This is a genomic window from Nostoc sp. (assembly GCF_036917535.1).
Classification (GTDB): Bacteria; Cyanobacteriota; Cyanobacteriia; order Cyanobacteriales; family Nostocaceae; genus Nostoc.
The window spans coordinates 62,426-76,803 of the sequence record NZ_JBALDA010000095.1 but is presented as its reverse complement, the minus strand read 5'-3'; the positions used below and the strand labels follow the sequence as shown (position 1 = coordinate 76,803).

The 14,378-nt window shown below is 41.2% G+C and carries 13 protein-coding genes; 8 read left to right on the top strand and 5 right to left on the bottom strand.

Features of this window, described 5'->3' with window-relative positions; all coding sequences use genetic code 11:
* Positions 1-90 precede the first annotated feature (90 nt).
* Positions 91-909, top strand: a complete 819-nt coding sequence (gene menH, locus V7K56_RS31885; protein WP_334917301.1) for a 2-succinyl-6-hydroxy-2,4-cyclohexadiene-1-carboxylate synthase — start codon at positions 91-93, stop codon at positions 907-909.
* Between the two features lie 17 nt (positions 910-926).
* Here menH and V7K56_RS31880 read toward each other — a convergent pair whose 3' ends face one another.
* The gene (locus V7K56_RS31880; protein WP_334917299.1) at positions 927-1,574 is read right to left on the bottom strand and encodes a glycoside hydrolase family 24 protein; all 648 of its coding nucleotides are present in this window, start codon (positions 1,572-1,574) and stop codon (positions 927-929) included.
* 798 nt (positions 1,575-2,372) lie between these two features.
* Here V7K56_RS31880 and hpsJ-B point away from each other — a divergent pair.
* On the top strand, positions 2,373-3,215 hold the full coding sequence (gene hpsJ-B, locus V7K56_RS31875) for a hormogonium polysaccharide biosynthesis protein HpsJ (RefSeq protein ID WP_334917297.1): 843 nt from the start codon (positions 2,373-2,375) through the stop codon (positions 3,213-3,215).
* Positions 3,216-3,339: 124 nt separating this feature from the next.
* Complete coding sequence (locus V7K56_RS31870; protein ID WP_334917294.1) at positions 3,340-4,248, top strand: glycosyltransferase family 2 protein; 909 nt, start codon at positions 3,340-3,342, stop codon at positions 4,246-4,248.
* Positions 4,249-4,326: 78 nt separating this feature from the next.
* Here V7K56_RS31870 and V7K56_RS31865 read toward each other — a convergent pair whose 3' ends face one another.
* Both V7K56_RS31865 and V7K56_RS31860 read right to left on the bottom strand, forming a co-directional pair.
* Positions 4,327-4,593 (bottom strand): IS1096 element passenger TnpR family protein, encoded by a 267-nt coding sequence (locus V7K56_RS31865; protein ID WP_334917364.1) that lies wholly within the window; start codon positions 4,591-4,593, stop codon positions 4,327-4,329.
* A gap of 119 nt (positions 4,594-4,712) precedes the next feature.
* On the bottom strand, positions 4,713-4,961 hold the full coding sequence (locus tag V7K56_RS31860) for a hypothetical protein (RefSeq protein WP_334917292.1): 249 nt from the start codon (positions 4,959-4,961) through the stop codon (positions 4,713-4,715).
* A gap of 297 nt (positions 4,962-5,258) precedes the next feature.
* Here V7K56_RS31860 and V7K56_RS31855 point away from each other — a divergent pair, with 297 nt between their 5' ends.
* The 4 genes from V7K56_RS31855 to V7K56_RS31840 all read left to right on the top strand — a co-directional run bounded on the left by V7K56_RS31855 (position 5,259) and on the right by V7K56_RS31840 (position 11,042).
* A complete protein-coding gene (locus V7K56_RS31855) occupies positions 5,259-6,023 on the top strand; it encodes a DUF502 domain-containing protein (protein ID WP_334917362.1) in 765 nt (254 codons plus the stop codon).
* 122 nt (positions 6,024-6,145) lie between these two features.
* Positions 6,146-6,787: a transcription antitermination factor NusB gene (nusB, locus tag V7K56_RS31850; protein WP_334917289.1), complete on the top strand. Its 642-nt coding sequence runs from the start codon at positions 6,146-6,148 to the stop codon at positions 6,785-6,787.
* Between the two features lie 254 nt (positions 6,788-7,041).
* A complete protein-coding gene (gene ftsY / locus V7K56_RS31845; RefSeq protein ID WP_334917287.1) occupies positions 7,042-8,706 on the top strand; it encodes a signal recognition particle-docking protein FtsY in 1,665 nt (554 codons plus the stop codon).
* A 944-nt stretch (positions 8,707-9,650) separates the two neighbouring features.
* Complete coding sequence (locus tag V7K56_RS31840) at positions 9,651-11,042, top strand: PP2C family protein-serine/threonine phosphatase (RefSeq protein ID WP_334917285.1); 1,392 nt, start codon at positions 9,651-9,653, stop codon at positions 11,040-11,042.
* A 1,049-nt stretch (positions 11,043-12,091) separates the two neighbouring features.
* Here the strand turns inward: V7K56_RS31840 and V7K56_RS31835 are convergent.
* Positions 12,092-13,375 carry an ankyrin repeat domain-containing protein gene (locus V7K56_RS31835; protein WP_334917283.1) on the bottom strand — a complete coding sequence of 428 codons (1,284 nt, stop codon included), beginning with the start codon at positions 13,373-13,375 and terminating at the stop codon, positions 12,092-12,094.
* A gap of 312 nt (positions 13,376-13,687) precedes the next feature.
* On the opposite strand from V7K56_RS31835, the gene V7K56_RS31830 reads away from it, so the two are divergent.
* A complete protein-coding gene (locus V7K56_RS31830; RefSeq protein WP_334917281.1) occupies positions 13,688-14,158 on the top strand; it encodes a DUF4079 domain-containing protein in 471 nt (156 codons plus the stop codon).
* Positions 14,159-14,218: 60 nt separating this feature from the next.
* On the opposite strand, the gene V7K56_RS31825 is transcribed toward V7K56_RS31830, so the two are convergent.
* Entirely contained in the window at positions 14,219-14,350 is a 132-nt protein-coding gene (locus V7K56_RS31825) for a hypothetical protein (protein ID WP_334917280.1), read from the bottom strand.
* Positions 14,351-14,378: the final 28 nt, after the last annotated feature.

The following is a 14,378-nucleotide window of genomic DNA, read 5'->3' as shown; positions in this document are numbered from 1 at the left end:
TTTTCTCTTATAAAATCAACAAACTTTCAGCTTGGCTCCACTTTTAATGAAAAATTAGACCAGCTTGTACCTTTACACATATCTTCTAAAATGACTTTAAAAAAATATAAATTTAACTATTATTTAAATATAAATATTAATAAATTTATAATTATGTTTTTGCATGGCTTCATGGGAAACATTAATGAATTTGATGAAGCTATAAAATTTCTAACAGAAGATTTTTCTTATCTTATTCTTGACATACCAGGACATGGTAAAACCGAAGTTGTAGGAGGTGATGAATACTATAAAATAGAACCCACTGCTCAAGCAATAATCAATTTATTAGATGAATTAAAAATAGATAAATGCCACTTAATGGGTTATTCGATGGGTGGAAGATTAGGTTTATACCTAACTCTAAATTTCCCAGAACGTTTTATTAAAGTCGTATTAGAATCAGCCTCACCAGGTTTAGCAACAGAAGCAGAACGATTAGAACGAGTTAGGCGTGATGCTCAAATAGCTATAAAATTAAGCAGGAGTATTATTCAAACTGATTTTGCCGCTTTTCTATCAAATTGGTATAATCAACCGATTTTTGGTTATATAAAAAATCATCCAGAATATGATCGCATGGTAGAAAGTCGGTTGCAGAACAATCCACAGGAATTAGATAAATCTTTGCGCTTTATGGGTACTGGATGTCAACCTTCCTTATGGGGAAAGCTACAATGCAATAAAATTCCCATGCTTTTACTAGTCGGTGAATACGATCAAAAATTTATATTTATTAATACAAAAATGGCTAAAATCTGTGAATTTACTCAAATAAAAATAATTAGTAATGCTGGACACAATATTCACTTTGAAAATACTTTGGCATTTGTGGAAAATATCAAATTCTTTTTGTCTACAGCAAGTTAAAAATTAGGATAATCTTACTACTTTTTTACTGCCTTGCTAGAAGGAGTTGGGGATGGTGGCAAATTCGGGAATGTTGGTTGTTTTGCTGCGCTTAATTCTTCTTGCAACATTTTTTGATAAACCTTAGGCAAAGAGTTACTAACAGAATTAGTCTCTATGCCATATCCTAGACTTGTCCAAGTGGGAGAGAGTAGCCGCAAAACATCATTTAACTTTCCCTGACGCAGCAGTTGCGAAATATCAGCTCCCCAAACTTTAGAATCATTTAACCAACGGTAAACTACTACATCTTGATATTCTGCTTCAAAACTATAAGTAGTCCAAAACATCATCTGCATCGGCTTTGGGTGATAACGAGGAGCTAAACGATACCAAGTAATGTTGATAATTTGATATCTGCCAGCAGCGGTAGAACAATTACCTGTATTGGGTCCTGTGACAATTGTGACGCATATCTCAGGATGTCGGCTGAGGTCGTTGACTTGCTGTCCCCCATACAACAGCGAATAAGGACGGTTTCCACTAGCCTCACTTGCCGAGATAGTTCGCATTAAAGCGCGGATATAAGGGTCGCCCTGTTTCATCACCAAAGGCGGCTGTTTACTTTCAAAGATGGGATCGGAAGGCGATCGCAAGTCTCCAATATACCATTGCAACAAATACACAAACCCGAGAAGCGCGGCTATTGGGCCAATAAGTTTTTCAACACCTTTGAATTCAAAGCCTTTCAGAGTCTGACTCCTTCAAATTCACTCTTTTTGCTTTCCGTAAATCATCGACGAACTGATTCCAGTAAAGTTCACACATGATTGTTAGTTATTATTTCCGATTTGCTCATTTTTTTTATGAATTAGCAAAAAAGAGTATAAATACAAGAGTTTGTAAGTAACTAAGGTATAAAATGCAGGACTGACGCATCAAATATGAAGAGTTTCTACCTCCTGCCTTAAAATCCGTAGCTTTGTACTTCATACAAAAGAAAATTAATGTTAAGTATAGCAAGCAAAATACTCGCAAAAATCTTATTTAAGTATAAACCTGTTTACTTCTAGTAGCATATATTATCAGTAATAATTGCTTTCTTTTTTGCTCTAATCGGGCGATAAGTCGGTACAACCTGATTGCAAAGGTTTCGATTTAAATTGACACCAACGCACATCTGTAATCCCCGATAAAAAGTCTGTATTACGACCGATTGAGAACTGCGATCAGAGAGATTGGGTAATTAATAAGTCTGTTCTTTTAGCCCCGCATCAACTTCGTATCTTAAAATACCAAGAATTTTCTGAAGACACCGTAGATAACAAATGTTACTGTGGTCTAGTTGAAAACCAAGAGGCAGATAGTCTTTAGCAATATTGAATCTGCTTTGTGTTTTTACACAATAGTCATAGTCATGGGCACAATATTCAAGTAGCTTGAAATATGAAAATCACTCGTATTCACCACCAGTTTGAAAAACTATGGTTAACCGTTTTACTTCCGTGAGTACTGCTCTCACACTTAAGGTAGTTGGAATAATCTGCATTTTGTCCTTTTTCGTTGACTTTTTGATTCTGTTGTTACCCTTTCAACCCACTGATCGGGTATGGCAAATCAAGTTGACAACAGCGCTCGTCGATCGAGGAATTGTTCCTCTAGTCGGTTTGGGGCTGCTGTTTGCTGCCTATTGGATTGATAATACTGATGCAGCAAGCGATCGCCCCCAAGGTATCGATTTAAGATTTCCCGCCGCGATTATCTCAAGTATTTTAGGGTTAATGTTCTTGCTGATTTTTCCTGTGCACCTAAATAACGTGAATCAATTTAAGACTCAAACACTCAACGGAATCACCCAAAAAGCAGATCTGGCAGAAAATCAACTGAACACTCGGTTATCGCAATTGCAAGCACAACTAAATACTGAGCAAGGAAAAGCGCAACTAGATCAACTGCGAAACCAAACCAAAGCTCAGTTTAATGAAATCCTCAAAGATGACCAAAAATATAAGCAAGCAATTGAAAGCCCTCAAATTCCCGCAAATATAAAAGAGTTACTGAAGAAGGCTAAAACAAATCCCCAAGTACTTGACAAAGCTATCGAACAACAAACAGATGTTCAAACGCTGCAAACTCAACAACTGAGCCAAGTTCGCCAGAGCAGAGACGCAGCACTGCAACAAGCTAAAGATGATGCTTGGCAGTCTGGAATACGGATTGGTATTAGCAGTTTGCTATTGTCCATTGGTTACATTATCATCGGCTGGACAGGCTTAAGAGGTATGGGTGCTATACAAGGTGGTAAACCTAGAGCTGCCGCACGCTAATCCACTATTGACATGGCAGTAGGACGTATAAAAATTATTTACGGATTATACTGCCATGCGCCTAACAGCTAATAACAATAAAAAGACAATTATCGCTGAGTCAAATCGCTATAAAACTTGAGTAATGTTCTCAATTTACATACTGACATATAACGAAGAACTAGATATTGCTGCTTGTATCGAATCGGCGATGTTATCAGATGACATCATTGTTGTGGATTCATGCAGTAGCGATCGCACTGTGGAAATCGCCAGTCGCTATCCCATCCGCGTTGTCCAACACGCTTTTGAAAGCCACGGACGCCAACGCACCTGGATGTTAGAATCTATCCCTCCAAAGCATCAATGGGTTTATATTCTCGAAGCTGATGAGCGCATGACACCAGAACTGTTTGCAGAATGCGAAAAGGCAAGTCAGAACCTAGACTACATCGGTTACTACGTGGCTGAACGCGTCATGTTCATGAATCGTTGGATTCGCTACAGCACACAGTATCCCCGTTACCAAATGCGACTCTTCCGCCACGGTAAAGTGTGGTTTACGGACTACGGTCATACTGAGCGAGAAGTTTGTGAAGGTGCAACTAGTTTTTTAAAAGAAACATACCCACACTACACTTGCAGCAAAGGTTTGAGCCGCTGGATTGACAAGCATAACCGTTATTCTACGGATGAAGCTCAAGAAACATTGTATCAATTAGAACAAGGTAGGGTTAACTGGCAAGATTTATTCTTTGGTAAATCGGAAGTCGAAAGACGGCGTGCCTTGAAAGATTTGTCTTTGCGTTTGCCCGCTAGACCGTTGCTACGGTTTGTATATATGTATTTTATCTTAGGCGGATGTTTAGATGGACGCGCTGGAGTTGCTTGGTGTACATTGCAGGCATTCTACGAATACCTGATTTTGCTCAAAGTCTGGGAAATGAAGTATCTACCAAAACCTAATTTAGATACAACAGCAATTTTGGTACAAGAGAGTACACAACAGGTGCAGTGCGCGGATTCTGAAACTACACAGGTTGATGCGGCGTGAAGATAGCTGGAGATTAGAAGGATTTCCTGTATAGCGATCGCATCACTAATTCTGACACGTCTTGAATGTGCGATCGCATCAGTAAAGCTCTTCCTCTTCGCCATACTGTGTTGGTGCTTCACCATGAGACTCAAGAATTTTGGGCTTTTTCATTTTGGTATTAGCAGGCTCAATTTTTTCTAGCTGCAAATCAAACTCCCATTCATCCCGCAAATCAAAGATAAATTGTAGATGATTTCCTGTTTTCAGTGGTAATTCACCCAAGCGAAAATCATTAGTGTTTGGAGGAATATCAACAAAGGGATGGGAAAATTCAAAAGTACGTCCTAAATGATCTTTGTAAATGAATCGATAGAGGTGTTCAAAGTCAAAATCAAAAGCTTGGACAACTGCGGCGGCGACTTGGATCGAGATTGAGGTTGCTAGGAATAGCTATGCGTCGTCAAGCATCCAACAGGGTTACTTTAAAAGTACGGGTAACTCAAGCGAGAATTGAGTTGCTGGAGATATTTGAGGGAGAATTGGTGATAAGTGCTGCTAACTTCAACACCGTCAGGTTGGAGAAATTCTAGGATGGTTTGAAAGTCCCGCAGAATTGTTTCTGGGTGATCTTGGGTGATGGTTTGCTGTTGGAGGAGTTGCTTTTTGTCTTCCGTAAGGGTTGGGAGTTGTTTGCGGAGATGATTGGGGACAGGAAATAGTCGTTTAATCATCTAATTTCAATGTAATTTTGAGTATTTGTAAAAATTTCCTTAGCTGAAACTAACTTTGTAAGTTCTCTAAATGTACATAATATCTAAGAACTTGCAACAATTATTTACAAGTCATATAAAGAAAAGTAGCATCCTCTAAGAATAACCAGTCAACATCGGATTGGTTAATGTCTATGTGTATGCTTATAGGAAAATAGCTGATTTCCAGCAGCAGGCAAACTTGCTAGCGTTGTAGACAGTTACTTGCGGCAGAATCTGCCAAAGTTAAAGCCTTCGGAATTTGACGAATCTGCTGGTATAGATACAAATAACAAAAGTTCCTCTAGCTTAAAACAGGAGAATCGAGGCTTGGTAATCGATCGCCTAAAACAGGACTTAAAAAACGACCTGATTGCTGGTTTGTTGGTAGTAATTCCCCTAGCAACCACTATCTGGCTGACAATTACCATTGCGACTTGGGTAATCAACTTTCTCACTCAAATTCCCAAACAATTGAATCCCTTTGATGGATTAAACCCATTTTTAGTAAATATACTTAATCTACTAGTAGGATTAGCTGTACCACTACTAAGTATATTACTGATGGGCTTAATGGCTCGGAATATAGCTGGGCAGTGGTTGTTAGATTTTGGTGAGCGATTATTACAGGCAATTCCATTAGCCGGACAGGTATACAAAACTCTCAAACAGCTTTTAGAAACGATACTAAAAGATTCTAATGGCAAGTTTCGCCGGGTAATTTTGGTAGAGTATCCCCGCCGAGGAATTTGGGCGATCGCTTTTGTTACTGGTGCAATCAGCAGTGATATCCAAGCCCAGATATCTCGCCCCGTGCTAAGTGTCTTTATCCCTACCACCCCAAATCCAACTACCGGATGGTACGCAGTCGTTCCTGAAGATGAGGTGGTGAACCTCTCCATGTCGATTGAAGACGCCTTTAAAATAATTGTATCAGGTGGCATTGTCGCCTCCAATACGCCTTTGGTTTTCCCCAATGAGTCCACACTGGAAGTGAAACACGACGAAATCAAGCAGCAGGTTATTCCCGTTGAAGAAACTTAAAATCAATCTGGCATAGTCACAAGCAAATGCGTAATGTTGTTGTTTAACTGTGCCAAAATTGATAGGCTTGTAAGTTTGTCTTGCCTAGTTAATCAGTTCTCGCACAATCACCCCTCAGTTTTATGCAAACTCGTAAACCCCAGCAAATTGCTCGTGAGTTGGCGCTTTTAAGCCTCAGCCAATTGCCAGTTAACCCCAAGAAATTAGAGAAATTGGAAGACGATCAACTAGTATCGAAGTTGTTACTAGGAGCAGTACGCACTCTGACATCAGAAGTACAAGACACCCTCGATAATGCCGCAGGTGAACTACAACGCAGTAACGATCGCCTCTTAAGTAGCCAAACTCGGGCCTCCGACCTCAATACTGCCAGAACAATGCTTCAAGAAGCGATCGCCTGCACCCAGACAGCAATTAATCAGTTGGGTACGGCAGTTGATTTCCCAGTATTGATTCAGTTAGCTAATCAGGACAAGGGAGTTCGGAATTACGCCAAAGAGCTTGTGATTACCGTCAACGAAAATCGACACATTATAGATGAACTCATTTCTGCTGCCTTAGTAGATTGGCAAGTAACTCGTCTCGCCCAAATTGACCGCGATATCTTGCAAATTGCTGTGGCAGAAATGAAGTTTTTAGGAGTTCCAGATAGTATCGCCATCAACGAAGCTGTAGAGCTAGCCAAACGTTACAGTGGAGACGATGGTCATCGCTTTATTAACGGCGTTCTGCGCCGAGTCACTGAGCAGAAAAAAACTGCGTAGTACCCTTGCGGAATTCATAATTTTTATACTGTCGTGGAGAAAAGTCTGTAGCCGCTTCTGCGGCTTCCTCCAAGCGGAACTTCACCTAAGAGGAGACGCTGCCCAAACGCAGGGAACCGCCTATTCTACCGATTCTCCTCAAACTGGCGTTCAAAGGTGAGGATAACCCGGAAGTTTTCACCCCAAGAAAAAGTGCAAAGTTAAATTAAACTCATAATTCATAACTCATAACTCATATAACTAATACTGCTGCAATGGTTTTTAATTGGTTCCGTCGTCAACATAATGATTCCTCTAACACTCCCTCTGATAAAAAACAGGAAGAAACTCCTCCTGCACAAGAACCCCAACCAGAGTCAGCCGAAACCTCAACACCAACTGCTGAAACTGCACCAGAGACAACGGCAGACTTATTGGCATTTGCAAAAGCTGCCTACAAAAATATTCAACAAAAACAGCAAGTTGAGGTAGTAGAAGCCCTACCTGATTCAGCAGATACCTTAGCATCATCAATACAACCTGAAACCGCAGAAACAGTAACTGCAAAAATCGCTGAATCAGAAGCAACTGAGGAAGTTGCTAATACAACCGTAGAAACTACACAGCCAGAAGTTATCCAAGCTGCTAGTGAGGAAGAAATTACAGAAGATTCCTCAGTGACAGCAATTGCCGAACAGCCAGATATCAAAAGCCAAGAACTCACGGCAAGTGAAGTTGAACCAACACCTACTGAACCACTAGCTACCCCAGAGGCAACACAGCCAACAGTACCATCCTTCTTAGAACGTGCGGCGGCAGAACGGCAAGCCAAGCTAGAACAACTAATAGCCACCGCCATTGAAGTTCCAGAACCGGAGGTAGCACAGCCAGTAGCGACAACCTCAGAAACAGGAGAAGAAATTCCCGGATTGGTATTTGATGATGGGTTTGTCTGGTCAGCGAAAGTTCTAGCAGCTCAAGGTAGAAGTGCAGAAGACGTTTCGATTGAAGAAATAACCTGGTTGAAAAAGCTCCGGCAAGGATTAGACAAAACTCGCCGTAGTATTCTCAATCAACTGAAGGCAATCGTTGGTCAAGGGCCGCTTAATCAAGCTGCTGTGACGGAAATTGAGGCATTGCTTTTGCAAGCGGATGTGGGTGTAGAAGCGACAGACTTTATTATTAATGCCTTACAGACAAAACTTCGAGAAGAAGTTACCGCACCTGAAGAAGCGATCGCTTTCTTAAAAAAAATCCTTCGGGATATGCTGGATGCACCGAGCAAAACCTCTCACAAAACTACCTTTACCCCAGAAAAAGAAACCTTAAATATTTGGTTAATTACTGGGGTAAATGGTGCCGGTAAAACCACCACTATTGGTAAAATTGCTCATCTTGGACAAAAATCTGGCTATAAATGCCTGATTGGGGCAGCAGACACCTTCCGTGCCGCCGCCGTAGAACAGGTGAAAGTTTGGGGTAGTAGAAGCGGCGTGGATGTAATTGCCAATCCGGGAAAGAATACAGATCCGGCAGCAGTTGTATTTGATGCGATCGCAGCCGCCCAAGCGCGTCAAACCGAATTGCTTCTGGTAGATACAGCTGGGCGATTGCAAAACAAGAAAAATTTAATGGACGAACTCGGTAAAATCCGGCGAATTATCGATAAAAAAGCCCCAAATGCCAAGGTAGAATCACTATTGGTTCTAGATGCCACTTTAGGTCAAAATGGACTGCGGCAGGCCGAAGTTTTTTCCCAAGCTGCCCAACTCAGTGGTGTTGTCTTAACCAAGCTAGATGGCACTGCCAAAGGCGGTGTTGCCCTTGCCGTTGTGCAGCAGCTAGGTTTACCCATTCGCTTTATTGGTGCTGGCGAAGGAATTGAAGACCTACGCCCCTTTTCGAGCTATGAGTTTGTCGAAGCTCTCTTGAGTGGTTAGTTGAAAAATTTCGAGTTAAAAATTTTTCTTAACAAACTTAGGGCTTACGCAATACTGTATGATTCTTCTCTGGGAGACACTGCGCGTTGGCGTAAACCTCTAACAGAGAAGGAGATTCAATAAATTAAGCTACAGGCTAATGGTTTAACCCCTCTTTTGTCACTCTGGGGAAATAAAAATTGAAGCTAAACGATGAAACCTAGATTTAGTGAGAAGATTAGCGATCGCAAACTAATAGAAACCTCCAAACAAAGCTCTATAGGTAAAATTCTATATGGGCAAGGGTTAGAGATTATTATCTGCCGAAAGTAACAAAAGAGGGTTAACTTTGTTACATCAGACCAAGAAGATAAAGTTGCTTTACTTTTATCCCGTTTTGATGGGTTTAAATTTTGCGTATTCAGCGACTCCAAATTCACAAAACGAGAAAGTAAAATGGAAAAGCTCAATCTTGGCGATTATCTCAGCAATTATGGTATACAAATTCAGTATTTAAAAACTTATTGACATATTCTCAAGTTTGGGAATGAGTGAAAGTCTGTTTTTAATAAATCAAGCTCAATTTGAGTGCTTATAGAGGTTTTCACTCAAAAGACTTCAAACAGACCCTCTGAAAGCGTTATAAATTATTCTTTGAATAAAGTATTTTATGACTTTAGAGATATGCTTTGGTAATTAAGTGATGAAAAAATGAAAAGCTTTCTGATATATCAGCAAAACTAGTAATTTTTACGGGTAGAATTTGGACTAAAAATACATGATTTGAAATTACTAATATTCCATCAGAAATACAATAAGCAGATAAAATACTTATAAAATTTGCCTGTTACGTCTTTATACTCTTGCTAAAATGGCAAGTCTTGTCTAAATATGGTTTAGCAATGCCAAAGCCAAAAGATTTATAAGTAATCTAAAATCTGCCAATATAAAGTGCAATAATACCTGTGCCTGTGTCTCAACTGCCCTCTCAACCCACTGATAATAATAGTAGTGCCACCACAGATGTCACACCAGTCGTGGCACTCAAAGAACTCGTCGCAAGGTTGCACCGGGAACAGAACAAAATTCAAGATTTGCTAAGTTCTTTAGGATTTGCCCTGAGAAGTTTCAATAATTTGAATCAGTTTTTGGAACTGATTCCGCTGATGGCAACAAGAGTAACAGATGCAGACGGTAGCGCCCTGTTTCTCTACAAACCTAATGGTCAAGTCAGGTTAGAACAGTTACATTGGCAAGATAGTGGCCAGCGCAAGAATATCCGCAAAGCGCTAGAAATAGCCAGTAGTCAAATCACGCTTTTGCCCAATACTGCCCCCCTAGCGAAAGCCACGGGGATTTTGGATGACCAGATGCATCGCTATTTGGGGCCAGATGTGCAAATCTTTGGTACAGCGATTCTGGTAAAGCATACAGAACGGGGATGGCTCTATGTCTTGAGCCGCGATCCAGAATATAGTTGGACAGAAACCAGGCAAAAGTTAGTTAGGTTAGTGGCAGACCAAACAGCAGTGGCGATCGAAAACGATGAACTAGCTGTAGAACTAAGAAAAAAAGAACGCCTAGACCAAGAACTAGAAATTGGCGCAGAAATTCAACGGCGACTTCTACCACGTCAATGTCCGACAATTCCTGGTGCAGTCCTAGCAGCACGGTGTAAACCTGCTAATCGCGTCGGCGGAGACTACTACGACTTTATTGCTACCAATCATAATAAAATTCAGTCCAAGATCAAAGGTAGCACCGAAACTAGTCGCTGGGGTTTGGTTATTGGAGATGTCATGGGCAAAGGTGTCCCTGCTGGGCTGATTATGACGATGATGCGGGGAATGCTACGAGGAGAAGTGCTACATGGTAATTCCCCCGCCAGAATTCTACAAAATTTAAATAGAGTTATGTATGCGGATTTGGAAAATTCCCATCGCTTTGTAACACTATTTTACTCAGAATATAATCCCTACAGCCGAATTCTGTCTTATAGCAATGCGGCACACAATCCTCCTTTATGGTGGCACGCAGCTACAAAAACTGTCACCCGTTTAGATACTTTGGGAATGCTAATCGGCTTGGATGCTAACAGCCAATATGAAGATGCCCAGGCACAGCTAGAGCCTGGAGATACAATTATTTACTATACAGATGGCTTAACTGATGCCGCTGCTGCTGGTGGCGATCGCTTCGATGAAGACAATTTTGTTACTGGCTTCAATACGGCTTGTAAATACTGCAATGGGCCAGAGGAGATTGTGGATTACCTATTTGACCAAGTTCAGCAATTCATCGGTGCTGATAAACAAAACACTGATGATATGACACTAGTAGTTCTGCAAATTTTATAATCATTGGGCATTTATGCTTGGTCAAGTCATGAGTCGATGCTTGGGGTTATGGTGACAAAGGATTCACCACAGTGATTCTACTAAATTTAATTTTTTATTTATTTTTATTTAAATTTCCATAGCGATCACCCAAATAGTTGTACATCAACCTTTTTTGGTGACTTGTTTGTATTTAGTCTTTAAGATAATTTAAGATAATACATAAAAAATGATCGTTAGAATACTTTTCTGTTCAATTAAAAACTATATATTTTGCACATCTAGCACAGTAGGAAACGCTAAGGGGGAGAGCAGGTAAAAGGTACAAGGTAAAAAGTAAAAAAGAAATTTACTTTTTCATTTTTGCTTTCTTTCTATCTTGTGACGCAAGCATTTGGTCTGCTCCCTTTTGGCGTTTTAATTTTTTCTTTCTCCGCCGTAGCAAGTTCACAATAGCTACGACGGAGTTTTGCTTTATTTATCAATGAAGGCAGGAGGAATGAGGCAGGAGGCAGGAGTAAAACTGCCTCATTCCTCCTGCTCGTACCCTTAGAACAAGGTGAAACACCGCACCAAATTGAAAATTTGGTGAGTCAGTACGGGGACAGGGGGTTTCCCCCATGAGTAACTGGCGAACCCGTAAGGGTGGCTCCTTTTCAGGAGTTAGTGCGGTCTTGGGGTTTCCCCAAGTGGAGCATCTGGCGTGAGGGATTTGAATCCCCTTCTGAAAAAAAACCTTCTGCCTCCAGCAAGACCACCATAGCTGCCTTCTTCAATTCTTAGGTCTAGACTTAATTATTTTAAAATAATTCGTAATTGATAATGACGCTCTTTACGCGCAGCGTCTCATAGAGAGTGTTATTACGAATTATTAAATAGTTAAACTTCTTTAGATTTAAGTTGATAACCCTCATTCAATAATTTGTCAAGATATACAACAGAATTCAGAGTTCAGGAGTAAAACACCCTTCATATCTGGATATAACAGACGAATCGTTGTGTACCTCACTTTCCTTGAAATCTGCTGTATCTGAAAAGATTTTAGATGAAGAAAAATTTAGGTAGCTATTCTATTCTTGCGCCCCAGCTTTTTGCAGACTCCGCACCACATTCTTATAACCATTAAATTCTGCAATCATCAAAGCAGTATAACCACTCTGGTTTTTCAAATTCACATCTGCCCCTGCTTGGAGTAATAACCGCACAATTTCGCCATAACCTGTTGAAGCAGCCCACATCAATGATGTAGCCCTCGTTGAATCTTGAAAATTTACATCTGCCCCCTTTGCCAGCAACAAATGTACGATCTCTTTGTGTTTGCGTTCGGTTGCCTTAATCAAAGCAGTTTTGCCATCATCCCCTGGAATGTTGACATCAGCACCATAGTCTAATAAAATTTGCACCGTTTGCGTATGTCCTTGTGATGCAGCCAACGTTAAAGGTACTTCACCAAGATTTTTCCCATTTATATCTTTGCCAGAACGTAGCAGTGCCTCGACAATTTGGTTATGTCCCTGCAATGCTGCTACAAGCAGTGGTGTATCGCCCAAGTGGTTTCTAATTTGGACATCTGCACCCCTGTTAAGTAACATTTGCACAACATCAATGTAGCCTTCCACAACGGCAAGGTGTAAGGCAGTTTCACCATCTCGATCTTGAAGATTAATCTGGGCACCTCGATCTAGTAAAGCTGCTGCGATCGCACTGTGTCCAGCTGCCACTGCTGCCAATAGGGCAGTTCCACCATCAGCGTTTTTCACATTCACATCAGCCCCTGCTGCTAGCAGTGCTTCCACAATCTCCAGATGTCCCAAGTCTGCCGCTAGCATTAAGAGTGTTTCACCCTCCTGATCGTGGATATTGACATCAACACCAGTTTGGAGAATTGCTTCTATAATTTCTATTTTTCCCTGCTTAACGGCGAGTTTCAACGCCGTATCATCATCTTTATCAGCGATATTAACTTGGGCACCAGCAGCCAATAAAACTCGCACTACATCAATATGACCTTTGAGTACTGCTGCCATTAAAGCTGTACTGCCATCTTCATTAGTGGCATTGACATCTGCACCTCTATATAGTAAAAGTTGCACAATGTCAAGTTGTTTGACACTAGCCGCCAACATCAAAGCCGTCAAACCATAGAGTTTTCTGGGCAAGTTGATATTTGCCCCAGCATCCAGCAGCGATCGCACAATTTCGGTGTAGCCTAAATTGGCGGCAAACATTAACGCCGTAGTGCCTTGGCGATCGCACGCGTCTACCCTCGTACCAGCAGCTAGTAGCGCACACAGCCCTTTAATATCACCACTTTTAGCAGCTTTAAGCAGCAAAGTATCTTTGTTTTCAGTCATGGATCAGATCCCACACAGGGGATTTTGTTCGTCTACCCTCAAAATTTAGTCTGAGATTGTTTATCCACTTTGGCAAGAGGGCAAAGAAAAATAGTCGGGGGAGATGGTAAGTAGGGAGTAGGGAGTGGGGAGTGGGGGACAAGGGGACAAGGGGACAAGGGGATAGGGGGAGATGAGGGAGTGAGGGAGAAGAATTAATAACCAATGACAAATGACTAATGACTAATGACTTCTTCAATTTGTGCCAATTCAAGCACAGAAAATAGAGTTATGCTAATTTTTATGAAGATTTAATGATTAGGCGAGAACACGATGAGTCTGGAACTTTCTACGTCAGTAAAATATTGGCTGAACTTCATTCATCCGGTGCTCATGTGGGCGCTATTAGCACTTGCAATTTATGCTGCCTACTTGGGGCTGCAAGTACAGCGTACCAGAAATGCTCAGGGGGAAGAAAAGAAACAACTGATTAAAGGTAGATATAACGTCAAACACTACCAAATGGGGTCTATACTCCTGGCTTTGATGGTAGCAGGTGCGATCGGTGCTATGGCTGTCACTTACATTAATAATGGCAAATTATTTTTTGGTTCTCACTTACTAGCAGGACTGGGTATGACGAGTTTGATTGCATTTTCTGCTGGTTTGTCTCCTTATATGCAGAAAGGGGCAAATTGGGCACGTGCGACTCACATTTTGTTAAATTTTATCCTTTTGGGACTTTTTGCCTGGCAGGCTGTTACTGGGGTGCAAATTGTCCAAAAAATTCTCACTCAAGCGTAGTCATTTGTCATTTGTCCTCTCTTACAAAGTTGAGGCAGTCTGTTGGCGGGGTTCCCCCGCTTAAAGGAACTGCCGTCTGATGCCTGCGGCGAGCTGCGCCAACGGAGGAAAACCCCGCTCAACGCCAGTTCGCCCAAGTCGGGAAACCCTGACTGTGCGACTGGCTCGACTTTGCGCTTTTTCATTTGTCATTAGTGTATGAGAAATGACAAAGGACTGT

Excerpts from the sequence above, each read along its gene's own strand:
- menH (WP_334917301.1), top strand. The coding sequence starts at position 91 with ATGACTTTAAAAAAATATAAATTTAACTATTATTTAAATATAAATATT.
- hpsJ-B (WP_334917297.1), top strand. The coding sequence starts at position 2,373 with ATGGTTAACCGTTTTACTTCCGTGAGTACTGCTCTCACACTTAAGGTA.
- V7K56_RS31870 (WP_334917294.1), top strand. The coding sequence starts at position 3,340 with ATGTTCTCAATTTACATACTGACATATAACGAAGAACTAGATATTGCT.
- V7K56_RS31860 (WP_334917292.1), bottom strand. The coding sequence starts at position 4,961 with ATGATTAAACGACTATTTCCTGTCCCCAATCATCTCCGCAAACAACTC.
- nusB (WP_334917289.1), top strand. The coding sequence starts at position 6,146 with ATGCAAACTCGTAAACCCCAGCAAATTGCTCGTGAGTTGGCGCTTTTA.
- ftsY (WP_334917287.1), top strand. The coding sequence starts at position 7,042 with ATGGTTTTTAATTGGTTCCGTCGTCAACATAATGATTCCTCTAACACT.
- V7K56_RS31835 (WP_334917283.1), bottom strand. The coding sequence starts at position 13,375 with ATGACTGAAAACAAAGATACTTTGCTGCTTAAAGCTGCTAAAAGTGGT.
- V7K56_RS31830 (WP_334917281.1), top strand. The coding sequence starts at position 13,688 with ATGAGTCTGGAACTTTCTACGTCAGTAAAATATTGGCTGAACTTCATT.
- V7K56_RS31825 (WP_334917280.1), bottom strand. The coding sequence starts at position 14,350 with ATGACAAATGAAAAAGCGCAAAGTCGAGCCAGTCGCACAGTCAGGGTT.